This window comes from Streptomyces sp. NPDC006265, from assembly GCF_040613555.1.
Taxonomy (GTDB): Bacteria; Actinomycetota; Actinomycetes; order Streptomycetales; family Streptomycetaceae; genus Streptomyces.
In genome coordinates, this window is the sequence record NZ_JBEXSH010000153.1 from 1 (window position 1) to 13,470 (window position 13,470).

General features: G+C 69.0%; 14 protein-coding genes and 1 pseudogene. 8 read left to right on the forward strand and 7 right to left on the reverse strand.

Going from position 1 to position 13,470, the window contains the following annotated elements; genetic code table 11:
• Positions 1-340 precede the first annotated feature (340 nt).
• A complete protein-coding gene (locus ABZ281_RS15265; RefSeq protein WP_356655660.1) occupies positions 341-2,617 on the forward strand; it encodes a catalase in 2,277 nt (758 codons plus the stop codon).
• A gap of 627 nt (positions 2,618-3,244) precedes the next feature.
• On the opposite strand, the gene ABZ281_RS15270 is transcribed toward ABZ281_RS15265, so the two are convergent.
• The 3 genes and pseudogenes from ABZ281_RS15270 to ABZ281_RS15280 all read right to left on the reverse strand — a co-directional run bounded on the left by ABZ281_RS15270 (position 3,245) and on the right by ABZ281_RS15280 (position 5,747).
• On the reverse strand, positions 3,245-4,150 hold the full coding sequence (locus ABZ281_RS15270; RefSeq protein ID WP_356655680.1) for an ISAs1 family transposase: 906 nt from the start codon (positions 4,148-4,150) through the stop codon (positions 3,245-3,247).
• A gap of 13 nt (positions 4,151-4,163) precedes the next feature.
• A pseudogene (locus ABZ281_RS15275) lies at positions 4,164-4,478 on the reverse strand (transposase family protein); the annotation flags it as partial.
• A 297-nt stretch (positions 4,479-4,775) separates the two neighbouring features.
• Complete coding sequence (locus ABZ281_RS15280) at positions 4,776-5,747, reverse strand: SDR family NAD(P)-dependent oxidoreductase (RefSeq protein ID WP_356655682.1); 972 nt, start codon at positions 5,745-5,747, stop codon at positions 4,776-4,778.
• Between the two features lie 142 nt (positions 5,748-5,889).
• Here ABZ281_RS15280 and ABZ281_RS15285 point away from each other — a divergent pair, with 142 nt between their 5' ends.
• Positions 5,890-6,384, forward strand: coding sequence for a TetR/AcrR family transcriptional regulator (locus tag ABZ281_RS15285; protein ID WP_356655684.1), 495 nt, complete (start codon positions 5,890-5,892; stop codon positions 6,382-6,384).
• A gap of 523 nt (positions 6,385-6,907) precedes the next feature.
• Complete coding sequence (locus ABZ281_RS15290; protein ID WP_356655662.1) at positions 6,908-7,714, forward strand: hypothetical protein; 807 nt, start codon at positions 6,908-6,910, stop codon at positions 7,712-7,714.
• A gap of 231 nt (positions 7,715-7,945) precedes the next feature.
• Here ABZ281_RS15290 and ABZ281_RS15295 read toward each other — a convergent pair whose 3' ends face one another.
• A complete protein-coding gene (locus tag ABZ281_RS15295; protein ID WP_356655664.1) occupies positions 7,946-8,518 on the reverse strand; it encodes a hypothetical protein in 573 nt (190 codons plus the stop codon).
• A gap of 167 nt (positions 8,519-8,685) precedes the next feature.
• Here ABZ281_RS15295 and ABZ281_RS15300 point away from each other — a divergent pair, with 167 nt between their 5' ends.
• Positions 8,686-9,000: a zinc-binding dehydrogenase gene (locus tag ABZ281_RS15300; protein WP_356655666.1), complete on the forward strand. Its 315-nt coding sequence runs from the start codon at positions 8,686-8,688 to the stop codon at positions 8,998-9,000.
• A gap of 180 nt (positions 9,001-9,180) precedes the next feature.
• Entirely contained in the window at positions 9,181-9,774 is a 594-nt protein-coding gene (locus ABZ281_RS15305; protein WP_356655668.1) for a TetR/AcrR family transcriptional regulator, read from the forward strand.
• A 23-nt stretch (positions 9,775-9,797) separates the two neighbouring features.
• Here ABZ281_RS15305 and ABZ281_RS15310 read toward each other — a convergent pair whose 3' ends face one another.
• Together ABZ281_RS15310 and ABZ281_RS15315 are read right to left on the reverse strand one after the other, a co-directional pair.
• Positions 9,798-10,022 carry a hypothetical protein gene (locus tag ABZ281_RS15310; RefSeq protein WP_356655670.1) on the reverse strand — a complete coding sequence of 75 codons (225 nt, stop codon included), beginning with the start codon at positions 10,020-10,022 and terminating at the stop codon, positions 9,798-9,800.
• Positions 10,019-10,441, reverse strand: coding sequence for an arsenate reductase ArsC (locus tag ABZ281_RS15315; protein WP_356655686.1), 423 nt, complete (start codon positions 10,439-10,441; stop codon positions 10,019-10,021). Before ABZ281_RS15315 ends, ABZ281_RS15310 begins: the two co-directional genes overlap by 4 nt.
• A gap of 96 nt (positions 10,442-10,537) precedes the next feature.
• On the opposite strand from ABZ281_RS15315, the gene ABZ281_RS15320 reads away from it, so the two are divergent.
• Both ABZ281_RS15320 and arsB read left to right on the forward strand, forming a co-directional pair.
• Entirely contained in the window at positions 10,538-10,846 is a 309-nt protein-coding gene (locus ABZ281_RS15320; protein WP_356655672.1) for a metalloregulator ArsR/SmtB family transcription factor, read from the forward strand.
• Positions 10,843-11,973: an ACR3 family arsenite efflux transporter gene (gene arsB / locus ABZ281_RS15325; protein ID WP_356655674.1), complete on the forward strand. Its 1,131-nt coding sequence runs from the start codon at positions 10,843-10,845 to the stop codon at positions 11,971-11,973. Before ABZ281_RS15320 ends, arsB begins: the two co-directional genes overlap by 4 nt.
• A 287-nt stretch (positions 11,974-12,260) precedes the next feature.
• Here the strand turns inward: arsB and ABZ281_RS15330 are convergent, their stop codons facing one another.
• Positions 12,261-12,635, reverse strand: coding sequence for a metalloregulator ArsR/SmtB family transcription factor (locus ABZ281_RS15330; protein WP_356655676.1), 375 nt, complete (start codon positions 12,633-12,635; stop codon positions 12,261-12,263).
• A 638-nt stretch (positions 12,636-13,273) separates the two neighbouring features.
• Between ABZ281_RS15330 and ABZ281_RS15335 the strand changes: the two genes are divergently transcribed.
• On the forward strand, positions 13,274-13,470 hold a 197-nt coding region (locus tag ABZ281_RS15335), incomplete at its 3' end, for an FAD-dependent oxidoreductase (RefSeq protein ID WP_356655678.1).

Here is a 13,470-nt window from a genome sequence, read left to right on the forward strand (position 1 = left end):
GGCGTACTGAGCGAGGCACTTCAGACGCGCAACTGATTCGTTGATGGGAGTGCCGGGAGGCGGTCCCCACGCCCGGCCCCGTATCGCCGAGCGGGCGCTGTTCACGCCGGGCCCGGCGGATCGTCGAACCGCCCGGCCCACCCACGGCACGCTGCCCTCACCCCCCTGGCTTGCGCCGCATGCGAAGGGCGCGGCCCCGTGGAACCTTGGCGGTAACCGTGCCCGACAAGCCCGACCGGTGATTAGTACGGAACAGCCGGGTACCCGGCGCCGCATCTCACGGCACCCCCATGCACATGGCCGCGCTGGACGTGGCCGGTCAAGCGGAGGAACGATAGCGATGAGCCAGCCCAATCCCCTCAAGCGGGCGGCGGACAAGGTCACCGAAGCCATCCAGGGCACCGGCGCGGGACCGGAGGAAGGCATTCCGGGTAAGCCGGCCCCGGAATCCCCCGGTGTCGCGGAGCCGACGGAATCGCGCGAACCCCTGCCGCCCAAGCCCGACCAGAGCGGCCCGGACACGATGTCACCCACGGGGCAGGCCACCGGCGCGGCCCAGGCACGCATGGCACAGTCGGGCGCCTACCTCACGGATGCTCAGGGCACCCGGCTGTACGACACCGACCACTCGCTCAAGGCGGGTCCGCGCGGACCGGTGCTGCTGCAGGACCACCACCTGCGCGAGAAGGTCATGCACTTCGACCACGAGCGCATCCCGGAGCGGGTCGTGCACGCCCGCGGCGCGGCGGCGCACGGCGTCTTCAAGAGCTACGGCACCGCGGCCGGCGTGTCGAAGGCGGCGTTCCTGGCGGCGGGCGCGGAGACCCCGGTGTTCGTGCGCTTCTCCACGGTGCTGGGCTCCCGGGGGTCCTCCGACACGGTGCGGGACACCCGCGGGTTCGCGACCAAGTTCTACACCGAAGAAGGCGTCTTCGATCTGGTCGGCAACAACATGCCGGTCTTCTTCATCCAGGACGCCATCAAGTTCCCGGACATCATCCACGCCGGCAAGCCGCACCCGGACCGGGAGATCCCGCAGGCCCAGAGCGCCCATGACACCTTCTGGGACTTCGTCACGCTGCACACCGAGGCCGCCCACCACACCTTGTGGAACATGTCCGACCGGGGCATTCCGCGCTCCTACCGGATGATGGAGGGCTTCGGCGTCCACACCTTCCGCCTGGTGGCCGCCGACGGCTCCACCACGCTGGTGAAGTTCCACTGGAAGCCGAAGCTCGGTGTGCACTCCCTGGTGTGGGAGGAGGCGCAGATCGCAGGAGGCGTCGACCCCGACTTCCACCGCCGCGACCTCGCCGACGCCATCGAGGCGGGCGCCTACCCGGAGTGGGAGCTGGGCATCCAGACCTTCCCCGACACCCCCGAGCAGACCTTCGAGGGCATCGACCTGCTCGATGCGACCAACCTCGTCCCGGAGGAGCTCGCCCCCGTCCAGCCGATCGGGCTGCTGACGCTCAACCGCAACCCGTCGAACTACTTCGCCGAGACCGAGCAGGTGGCCTTCCACGTCGGTCACCTCGTGCCCGGCATCGACATCACCGACGACCCGCTGCTGGCCGGGCGGCTGTTCTCCTACCTGGACACCCAGATCACCCGGTTGGCCGGCCCGAACTTCTCGCAGATCCCCATCAACCGGCCGCACTCGCCGGTCAACGACATGCTGCGGGACGGCTTCCACCAGGACGCCGTGCACCGGGGCGTCGCACCGTACCGGCCCAACTCGCTCGACGGCGGCTGCCCGTTCCTGGCCGGGGCGGACACCGGGGCGTACATCGAGGCGCCGGTACGGGTGCCGGAGGCGACGAAGGTCCGTCAGGCTCCCGAGTCGTTCTCCGACCACTTCAGCCAGCCGCGCCGGTTCTGGCTGAGCATGAGCGCGGTGGAGCGGGAACACATCATCGCCGCCTACACCTTCGAGCTCGGCAAATGCTACGAACAGGCCATCAAGGAGCGGGGCCTGAAGGTGCTTGCCAACATCGACGCCGAGCTGTGTGCGCGCGTCGCCGAGGGCCTGGGGCTGCCGGCGCCCGAACCGTCCGTGCCGCTCGCCGAGGTCGAACCGAGCCCGGCGCTGTCCCAGGTCGGGCAGTCCTGGCCCACCGACGGTCGGCTCGTCGGCATCGTCACCGGCCCGGACGGGGACCTGGACGGCGTGCGCGCGGTGCGCGAGGCAGTGCTCGGCGCGGGAATGGTGCCGCTGGTCGTCGCCCCCACGGGCGGCAAGCTCGGCGAGGGCGACGACGCGGTCACCGTCCAGCGGACGTTCGTGACCGCCCGGTCCATCGAGTTCGACGCGCTGCTGGTGGCCGGGGCACCCGCCGCCGGCAGCGACGCCTACGGCTCCCGCGACGCCAAGGCACTGCCCGCAGGTGTGCCCCGGACGGTCGATCCGAGGGTGAGCCTTTTGCTGTCGGAGGCGTTCCGCCACGGCAAGTCGATCGGCGCCTGGGCGGGCGGCGACGCGGCGCTGGAAGCGGTCGGGATCCCTGTCGACGCGCCGGGCGTCGTGGTCGGGCAGAACGGCACCTCGGTGCTGGAACAGTTGCAGGAGCTGATGTCCGACCACCGTGCGTGGGAGCGGTTCATCACGACCGCCTGAAACGGCGACGCGCCGACCGCACCGGCGGCCGGGGCTGCTGCCCCATGGTGGGCGGGCAGCAGCCTCACGTATTGGACTTCGCAGGGCCGGCGGCGGTGATGGTTCATCGGGGGGCCGGCCCGGAAGGCCTCCAACTCGGGAGCGGACAGCATGAACATGCCGCCGGTGGAATGGCCGACCATGACCACGTCGTCCCACAGCCGAGCCGCCTCGGCCAGGACACTCGGCCACTGCCCGTACGGACGGGCGCGCACCTGCGGCACACCACGGTTGGAACCATCTCCCGGCAGGTCGACCGGCCACCTCGTGCCCGGGACAACGACCGCCCGGGGCCGGACCCGCCACGGACTCGGCCCCCAGCCCCGGCCCGCCGGGCACGAACAGCCAGTTCCGCTGCCCTTCACGCTGCGAGAGCCGGCGCCGTGAATGCCTGCGAGCCGCTGCCCGCCCGCGCGATGCTGGCCGCACGACGGGGCTGTCGAGGGTGTTGATGTGGTCGGGGATCGGGCTCTGCATGGCGGGGGCTGTCGGGTTGGTCGTGGGCGGCGTGCTGGACGTCGACAGGGTGGACCCCTGGGCCAGTGTGGCAGGAGGTACGGCCGGGCTGGCCGGTCTTGCACTCACCGCCTACACCTTGTTCAGGCAGCCGGGCAGGGGTGATGCGTTCTCAGGCTGTGAGTCGGAGCATGGCGGTAGCGTGATGGGATTGTGACCTGTAGTGATCGACTGCGGCGGCAATGTTGGTCCAGCCTGCTTGGCGCATGAGTCCGATGGCGAGGTTGCGCAGGGTCGCCATGGCGCGGTGCCGGTGCGTACTCGCGAGGCATCCTCGCTGAACGTGACGTCTCGGATGTGGTGCAGGGCCTCAACTGACCAGTGGTTCTGGACGAGTTCGGCGAGTTGTGGCGGGCAGGCCTGCTCGGGTGGCAGGCTGGTGACCGCGTAGACGGTCTTCGTCTCGAACTTGCCGGTCTTGCGGTGGGTGCGGCGGCGCTTGATCTCCATGGCCTGGACAGCGTGCGGGAGGAGCAGGCCGGGACGGACGGTGCAGACTTTCAGACGGCGAACCTCGCGGCGGCCGTGCCCGGCCCCGGTGGTGCGGGCCTGTAGCGGAATCTGACGCCAGGGCAGGCGCCGCAGCTGCTTGCGCAGCTTCTTCTGGTTCCCCTTGACCACCAGCAGGTAGTGACCGCCGACGGCGATGACGTGCTCGGTGTGGGCGCGCTGGGTGTGCATCGCATCGGCGGTGACGACGACGCCACGCAGGTCGATCCGGTCCAGCAGTGGGGCGAAGGCGGGGATTTCGTTGCTCTTCCTGGCGACCTGGCGCTGGGCGATTACGGTCTGGCATGAGTGGAGCGCAGCGGCGAGCAGGTGGACGGCTTGGCCGTCGGTGCGGGACCCGCGCACGGTTTTGCCGTCGACGGCCAGGCCGACCAGCGTGTCGCCGGGTTCGTCGACCGGATCGGTGGCGTAGCGGGCGAGCCAGGCACCCACGGCGTCGTCGAGCGCGTCGCCGTCCAGGCGGGCCAGGGACCCTTCCCATCGTGGAGGCGTTCGGCGTGCTGGAGGTCAGTCCGAGTTGTTCGCGCAGGTCGGAGCCGGTGTCGGCAGCGAAGCGGGCGCTGGCGGCCAGGGACGTGGCTCCGCCGAGGACGGCGACCAGGCACAGCGCGAGCAGGGAGCCCAGGTGGTAGCGGCGGCCCCGGACACGGCGCGGATCGGGTATCTGCCCCAGCACCTCGGCCAAAGAGGTGAACTGCTCTGGTTCGAGTTCCGGGCAGGCGGAGTCGATGTCCGCGCAGTGGCGCTGCAGGACACCGATCAGGGAGGATGGCACGCGAACGCGACCCCTGTTCATGATCAAAGGTTTCGACAACCTTGATCATCAGGGGTCGCCTCTCTCGTTGCCGCACTGGGTTATCCGACCACGCCTGCGCGTACTTCTCTGTCAAGTTCAGCGTGTTCAGCCGCGCTGGCAGCGTCTCGGTCGCGCCGAAGGCGGGCCCCGCACCGGGTTCTCGGAGAGGAACCGACCGGGTTTTGGCTCTGCGCATCGGACGTGGCCATCTTCGCAGGCCATGTGCTACCGGCCTTGTGGGTCGATGCGGTGACCAACCAAGAAGGCGGCGATACCGCTTGCTGTGGCGTCGAGAGGTCAGACGTGGAGCAGGTCGGTCGAGACCGTCCAGAGGCGCTTGGCGGTGGCGGGATCGAGCGCCCATTCCTTGACACCGTGCGGGTGCTGCGCGAGGTCGGCGTCGTTCGTCACGGTGTAGGCCTCTTGCGAATCGTCGAGGTAGTGGCCTCCGGAGTGCGCGAACTCCGGGGCGACGGCCGCAACGATGCTGGTGGCAGCCCCCTGCTCGACCGTTTTGTACGTGAAGACTCCGGCGGCTTCGGCCGCATCGAGCGACTCCTTCTGTTGCGTTGTGAAGTTCCGCTGCAGTCCCGTCGCGACACCGCCGGGGTTCACCGCATTGGCAATGATGCCGTCGGACGCCCAGAGGCGACTTGCCTCGACGGCGAATAGAGAGTTCGCCGTCTTCGACTGGGCGTAGGCAATCTGGGGATCGTAGCTGCGACGCTCGAAGTGGAGGTCGTCGAAGTCGATGCCGGCACGCATGTGCGCCGTCGAACTGACCGAGACGATCCGTGCTCCGTCGCGGTCGGCCGCTCCCAGGGCCAGGGCGTCATGAAGGCCGGCGGCGAGGGCGAAGTGGCCAAGATAGTTCGTCGCGAATTGCAGCTCCCAGCCCTCACGTGTGCGTTCGAGGCCACCAGTGACCACGCCCGCATTGTTGATCAGCAGGTGCAGCGGGCCGTCCCACGCGTCAACGAATCGCGTGACGGTGGTCCTTTCGGCAAGGTCGAGCCGGACGGCTCGGGGCCGTATCCCTCCGGTCGACTTCTCGATCGTCTCAGCGACGGCGTCCCCCGCCGTCGTGTTCCGGACGGCGAGCGTCACCTCCGCCCCGGCAGCGGTCAACGCGCGAGCCGTCTCGATCCCGATTCCGGAGGAAGCTCCCGTCACGATCGCGCGGACGCCGGTGAGGTCGACGCCCCGCAGTACCTCGTCCGCGGTGCTGGAGGCGGTGAAGGGCATGGAGATGGGTTCGCGAGTAGTCATGGCGGTGACTATACTTACTAGTCTTGATTTGTATAGTACGACTCTCGCTCGTATGCTCGGTCCCATGAACAGTCCCGCTGCCAGTCACCTGCCGTCGACAGTCGCCGACACCGACCGTCGGACCATGGTTCTGGACTCCGCCATGGTCACGTTCGCGCGATTCGGTTACCGGAAGACCTCGCTGGAGGAGGTGGCGCGGGCGGCGGACATCTCCCGGCCCGGGCTCTACTTCCTCTTCTCCTCGAAGGAGAGCCTGTTCCGCGCCGCCGTCGCCCAGGCATTGGAGCGCGACATCACAGCGGTCGAACACGTCCTCGCCGACACCGGCCGACCCCTTGCACAGCGCCTCCTCGATGCGTTCGACCAGTGGGCGGGCCGCTACATCGGCCCGCTGACACGCGATGTGGCGGTGGTCATCGAGGACAACCCCGGCCTCCTGGGGGAGATCGTCGAGACCATGCCGCAACGTTTCGAGCAACTGATCACAGACGCGATCGCCGTCGAGGCAGGACAAGCGGCGGCCCGCCAAGTCGCCCAGACGATGATCAGCGCATCGACCGGCCTAAAGCACCAGGCCGCATCACGGGACTTCTACCTCGAACGACTGGAGGTCGCCATCGATCTCCTGGTGCGCTGAAGACGCTTACCGAAGCCGCGGGAGAGATCCCGGCCGAACAGCCAGGTCCGCCCGCCCGGCCAGAACTGGCACCGATCCCCGCCGCCCGACGATCCTCCGGCACCCGGAACGTACGCCAAACCGGCACGCTTCCAACCCTGTTCGATCCGCTTCAACACGTCGACCCAACGGGGAAGATGACGCAGGCGATCAGCTCATCTCGCCGACTGAGAACGCATCAGCCCTGGGCAGCCGGGTCCTCCCATTTCTGCCGTGACCGCGAGCGGTGAGCGTTCAGTCGCTTCGGGCGGGAATATCGGCAACGTATCGACGGGTGACGCGTGAGCGGCAATTCGCGGACGCGTCGGGAGCGCGGGCTCGCTCTTCCCGAGGGGAGCCTTGAGCGTCAGCGCGCCCTCGGTACTGACCGGGCATCTGACGCGCCCCATTCTGATTCGTACTGCTGTGCGTGACTCCGTAAGATCTCGGGGCGATGCGGTGCCGCAGTGGCCGAGTGCTCGCCCAAGAAACCTCGGAGAATCCCATGCCTCGTCCTCTTGTCCTCGCCGTTGCCGCTGCGCTGCTGTGCGTCGGCTGCTCCGCGGCGCACGCCGGAAATGGTGACAAGCCCGCGGCCGCGTCGCCGTCAGAATCGTCCTCCGACTCCCGCTCTGCCGTGCGAGCAGCCGTGGCGGCTCTCCGCGAGGACAGTGCCGGGTTTCGTCAGGAGATCGAACTGGAGGGTGAGAGCGAGGTGTACGGCCTCACCGTCACCGGCGGCTTCGACTTCGCGGCGGACAAGGGCCACCTTGCTGTCGATCTTCCCGGCGGCGCCATCGACCACAGCGACCAGGTCTTCGCGAACGGCAAGATCTACATCAACGGCGCCCAGGGAGTCGGCGAGGACGCCTGGGGGGTGATGCCCCGGGACAAAGCGGAGGCCCACTACCTGCTGCGGCCCCCGCTCAACGACCCCGAGCACGTCCTGCAGCAAATCGCCGCAATGCGCAAGATCTCCCGGGAGGGCGAGGAGAACGTCCAGGGGGTGCGCGCCGTGCACTACCGCGGCATCCTCGACCACCGGATCGTCACCCGGCGCATGGCCCCGGACGTGCGCACGAGGATGAACCAGGCCCGCGACGCCCTGGGCAGCGACCTCCCGGTCTTCGCCGACGCGTGGGTCGACGGCCGGGGACGGCTGGTGCAGACCCGCATGAGCGTGAACATGTCCCGCACGCGAGCGACACTGACCATGACCCTCGCGGACATCGGTGAGCCGGTCCGCGTGACGGTTCCGCGGGCCGCGGATACGGTCCCCCTCACCAAGGTCGGCGGCATCCTGAACGGCTGAGCCGACAACCGCCGGACGGGCCTGCGGCTTCTGCCTGCCAGGACGCCGCAGCTGGAAGATTCCCGGGTTGGAATCAGCGCGGTCGGCCCCGCCGCACCCGGCGCCGGGTCCCGTGGGGGGCCGACACTTCCGCGTCAGCGTGGCGGCGTGCAGCCGCTTCTGTCCGCCGCGACGCCCTCCTCACCTTGGCAAGCCCTGCGCCCTCCGCAAGGACTCCTCGGCGGGAGCGGCCTACTTCAACGTGGACTTCAGCGCATTCGCAGCGGGCCCTGAATTCCTGGAAGGGACCTTCCAACGAAATGCGACGCCGTCGCCATCGACGTAGACGAGGGCGCCACCCTTCTCGACGCTGGTGATGTCGAACGCAACGGTGTTGACCTGGTAGGTGTTGGCCCGCACCGCCGGCTTGCCACCGCCGTCGTTGAAGCCGACGGGAGCGATGTTTCCCGCCCCCTCGCTGTTTCCGGCCTTGATGGTCTTCCCGTCAAGCGTCTTCCACCGGAAGGCGCCCTGGGCGGCAGTGGTCGTCACCGACTCCTCGGCCCGATTTCCGGCTTTGAACGTAACCACGGCGAAGAGACCGTGCTCCGGGGTGTCGCCGCCGGCTTTGTCGACGTAGACGACGGTTTCCGGGGTGATCTCCGCGACGCCCTTCGCCCCGGCGCCGGCGGTTTCGGCGGTCTGCCCGAACCTGAGCGCGGTGTGCGGGCTCGGCTGCGGATCACTCTTGCCGTCTCCATCAGAACAGGCGGCAAGACTCAGACAGGTTGCAGCGAGCACCGATGCTCTGGCGACTTGGCGCATGATCCCCCCGGACCGATACAGACGCAGTAGGCGATTACTGCGCCACGCTAGCAAGTCACTGGCGAGAGAAGTGACCAGGCCGCTCGCAGGACCGCCGCGGTCGCCTTCGCCTACGTCGGCTTCGCCCTGATGGCGGCCGCGGTGACGTGCACCGTGCTGGTGGCCGAATGGGGCGGCACGGACTAAGCTCTCCGGACGCCGCGTTCGCCCGGGAACTGGGAGCGCATCCGGTCATCCGCCTGGTGATCAGCGCGTTGAGCTTCCGAACCCGACAGCGGGCCCGACGTCGGAACGTGGCGTACTCGTTCCTCTTCATGAGGGCCGACGGGAACCAGCTGCGCGAGCTCGCCACGCTCGTCGACGCGGGCGGGATACGACCCGTCATCGACCACGTCTTCCCGTTCGAGGCGACCCGGGAGGCCCTGGATTACGCCCAGCAAGGGAGGGCCAAAGCAGGCAAGGTCGTCATCAGCATGACGTGAGCGGGGTTACCGCTCACCGCCGCCGTACGGGGGCCACACCCACCCGCTCGGGTTCGCGTCGCGGACATCGAGTTCGAGTGGGCGTCGTCGGCCCACCATTGGAGTACGTTCGCAATATCATACGATGGGGGCGGTCGGCGGAGGGGCGAGTGACCTTTCCGGCGAACAAGGGAGTCCGGCGTGGTGCGGTACAGCAAAGAACACAAGCAGGTGACGAGGCGGCGGATCATCGAGACCGCCGGTCGCCGGTTCAAGCGGGACGGCATCGACGGCTCGGGCATCTCGACGCTCATGGCGGACGCCGGGCTCACCAACGGCGCCTTTTACGCCCACTTCGAGTCCAAGGACGACCTGGTCGCCACAGCCGTCGCCGAGCAGCTGCGCGCGCAGTACGCGAACGTCGTCGGGCAGGCGGCCCCCGGCATCGCCGGACTCGAGCAGATCGTGCGGTGGTATCTGTCGCCCCAGCACCGCGACAGCCCCGACGACGGCTGCCCTTCCGCCGCGCTCCTCGACGAGATCGGCCGCTGCCCGGACGCGACCAGGCAGGCGTACACCGACGGTGTGCTGGCTGTCGTCGACGGCATCTGCGAGCGTCTGGCCCCCGCCGACCCGCGCTCGGTGCGCACGAAGACCCTCGGCGTCTACGCCATGATGGTCGGAACCCTGCAACTCGCCCGCGCCCTGGCGGACAAGCGACTCGCCGACGACCTCCTCGAACAGGGCATCCGCAACGCGCTCGGCCTGCTCGCCGCTGCCGAGCAGGCCGGCTGACGCACCGCATCCAGCCGTGCGGCTCACCCGCTCCGCACCCCTGGAGACATCCGGCGGGGGTCGGTCAACCACCACCGCTGCGCGCGGCGTGGGAATCGCTCCGAGCCATACGTCCCGCAACCGGTCGTGGTGGTCAGTGATCCGCCGACGATGACGCTGCTGCCGAACAGCAGGGGGCTGAGCTGAGTGAGGGCGGTGTGTCCGCCGGGGCCGGAGCCGGTGATCATGACGTCGCGTATCTCGCTCACGCCGTCGCCTCCGGCTTCGTTGGGGCGATCTCGGTGATCAGGCCCTCCACGAGGGCCTTGATCTCGTCGCGGATCGGGCGGACGGCCTCGACGCCCTGGCCGGCCGGGTCGTCGAGTTTCCAGTCGAGGTAGCGCTTGCCGGGGAAGACAGGGCAGGTGTCGCCGCAGCCCATGGTGATGCAGACGTCCGACTCGCGGACCGCGTCGATGGTGAGGATCTTCGGCGTCTCGGCGGAGATGTCGATGCCGACCTCGGCCATGGCCTGGACGGCGGCCGGGTTGACCTGGTCGCCCGGGTCGGAGCCGGCGGAGCGTACCTCGACGCGGTCTCCGGCCAGGTGGGTCAGCCACGCGGCGGCCATCTGGGAGCGGCCGGCGTTGTGGACGCAGACGAACAGGACGGACGGCTTGTCGGCCATGGTGATCGTTCTCTCTGGTTTCATGGCGGACCTCGGCCCGCCAGTGACTTCAGCCCCCGCTGGTGTCAGCGAGCGATGATGTGACAGTATCAGCGCATGCTGACTTCAGTCGACGCTGATGTGATCCGGGTGCTGGGCGATCCGCTCCGCCTGAAGATCGTGACCCTGCTGGCGCGCGAGACGCTCTGCACGACGCACCTGGTCGAGGAGACCGGAGCCAAGCAGACCAACCTGTCCAACCATATGAAGGTGCTGCGCGAAGCCGGGATCGTGGAGACCGAGCCGTGCGGCCGCTTCACCTACTACAAGCTCAAGCCCGAGGTCCTGGCCGGTCTGTCCGAGCAGTTCGCCGAACTCGCCGCCTTGGCCCGCACCGCCGCCGAGAACAAGAGGGCCTGTCCGTGACCTCCACCGAGCCCACCACCGCCCGCGACCGCAGCGCCGACCCGGACGCGGGCGACTCGATCGTCAAGAAGCTCTCCACCCTCGACCGCTACCTCGCGGTGTGGATCCTGGTCGCCATGGCCGTCGGTCTGGGCCTGGGCAGGATCATCCCGGGCATGAACGACGCGCTTGCGAAGATCGAGATCGGCGGAGTCTCCCTGCCGATCGCGCTCGGCCTGCTGGTCATGATGTACCCGGTCCTCGCCAAGGTCCGCTACGACCGGATCGACCGCGTGACCGGCGACAAGAAGCTGATGGCCTCCTCACTGGTCATCAACTGGATCGTGGGACCGGCGGTGATGTTCGCCCTGGCGTGGATCTTCCTGCCGGACCTGCCCGAGTACCGCACCGGTCTGATCATCGTCGGCCTGGCCCGGTGTATCGCCATGGTCATCATCTGGAACGACCTCGCCTGCGGGGACCGCGAGGCCGCGGCCGTCCTGGTCGCGCTGAACTCGGTTTTCCAGGTGCTCGCGTTCGGGCTGCTGGGCTGGTTCTACCTCGACCTGCTGCCCCGCTGGATGAGCCTCGGCGACGGCCAGGGCCTGGACGTGTCCGTCTGGCACATCGCGCTGAACGTCGTCATCTTCCTCGGTATCCCGCTGCTGGCCGGATTCCTGACCCGCCGCATCGGTGAGCAGAAGCTGGGTCGTACCGACTACGAGGCGAAGTTCCTGCCGAAGATCGGCCCTTGGGCGCTGTACGGGCTGCTGTTCACGATCGTCGTCCTCTTCGCCCTGCAGGGCAAGACCATCACCTCCCAGCCGCTGGACGTCGCCCGGATCGCGCTGCCGCTGCTGGTCTACTTCGCGGTCATGTTCTTCGGCACCTTCCTGCTCGGCAAGGGCCTGGGCCTGGCCTACGACCGCACCGCGACCCTGGCGTTCACCGCGGCCGGCAACAACTTCGAGCTGGCCATCGCTGTCGCCATCGCCACCTTCGGCGTCACCTCAGGCCAGGCCCTGTCCGGCGTCGTCGGACCGCTCATCGAAGTGCCGGTGCTGATCGGTCTGGTCTACGTCGCGCTCGCCTGGCGGCGGAAGTTCACCGCCGAGCAGCAGCTGACGGCAGCTCCGAGGGAGAGTTGATGCACTGCCCGGACTGTCACGAGGCGGGAGACGAACGCGTGGTGCAGGGCATCTGCCATCAGTGCGGAGCCGCAGTCTGCGCTATGCCCCTCACGACGCGGAAGGTGGCGGGCAAGGCCCGCTCGGCCAAGAGCCGGTGCGGCACCGCGAGTTCGCCGCGGCAGACGCCGCCGAACCGCCGGCCGGCATCAACACGGAGCGGGTGGGGCCGGGCGGCACCCTGTTCACACGCCGCGGTTGCCACGGGCCCCGGCTGGTACCGACCGAACGACTGAGCGCCGACCGGATCAGGCGGCGATCGGCACGGCCAGCAGCTTGCCCATCGCCGCCAGCACGGACGGCTCGACCCGGTAGTAGACCCAGGTGCCGCGTCGCTCGGAGGTGAGCAGACCGGCCTCCTTGAGCTTCTTCAGGTGGTGGGAGACGGTGGGCTGGGAGACGCCGACGTCGGAGATGTCGCATACGCAAGCCTCCCCGCCCTCGTGCGAGGCCACGGCGGAGAACAGCCGCAGGCGCACCGGGTCGCCCAGCGCCTTGAACATCCGAGCCGCGGTCTCGGCCTCCGCGGCGGTCATCGGGCGTTCGGTCAGCGGCGGGCAGCACGGCGCCACGTCCTGGCCGTCGGCGGGCTCGAGCAGTGGCAGCACCTTCGCGTTCGGCATGCGTCTATGTTGACACATGTCGAACCAGTGCGGGGAGGGGTGCCACCTGCGTGCGAGGTGGACGGCCCGGCGGCGGGACGCGCGATCGGCGTCCCGGCCCACGTCGCGCGGCGAGCTCGACGACAGGCTGTGCTGCCACTCCGGCTCGCCGGAAGCCGGCCCCGGCGCACCGGGGGCCGGGCCCGCTGTTCACCGGAGCCGCCGGAACCAAGCGCATCAGCCGGAGCGAGGTGAGGCAGGTCGGGGCGGCAGTCGGTGGCGAGCACGATCGCGTCGGCCTCCTCCCGGTCTCCGTCGTGACGCGCGTGGCTGCAGCGAGCTCGGCGGTGATCTGCACCGCAGAGTTCCCGGCCCCGGCCATGACCACGCTGCGGCCGGTGATCGGGGCCGGTACCGGCGCGGCCGCGACCCCGCCGCACGGTCGGACACCTCCAGCATCGCTGGTCGCAGCCCGCGATGCAGCAGGTCATGGACGGTAGTGAGGCCTGACTGTCCGCCGCCGATCACGGCGACGTCGATGTGCTCCCTCGGCAGGATCCAGCTGTTTCGATGCATGTCTATGTTGACGCTCATCAATACAGGTGCCATGCTGGGCCGCACAAGCCATCGACAGATGTCGAAACACGCAAGGAGTCGCCGTGAACGCGCCAGCCACCACCGAGCTGCCCGTCGTCGTGATCGGGGCCGGACCCACCGGCCTGGCCGCCGCCGCCCACCTGATCGACCAGGGCATCGAGCCCCTGGTCCTGGAAGCCGGCCGGACGGCCGGTGCCTCGGTGCGCGAGTGGGCGCACGTGCGCCTTTTCTCCACCTGGGGTGAGGTCGTCGACCCGTC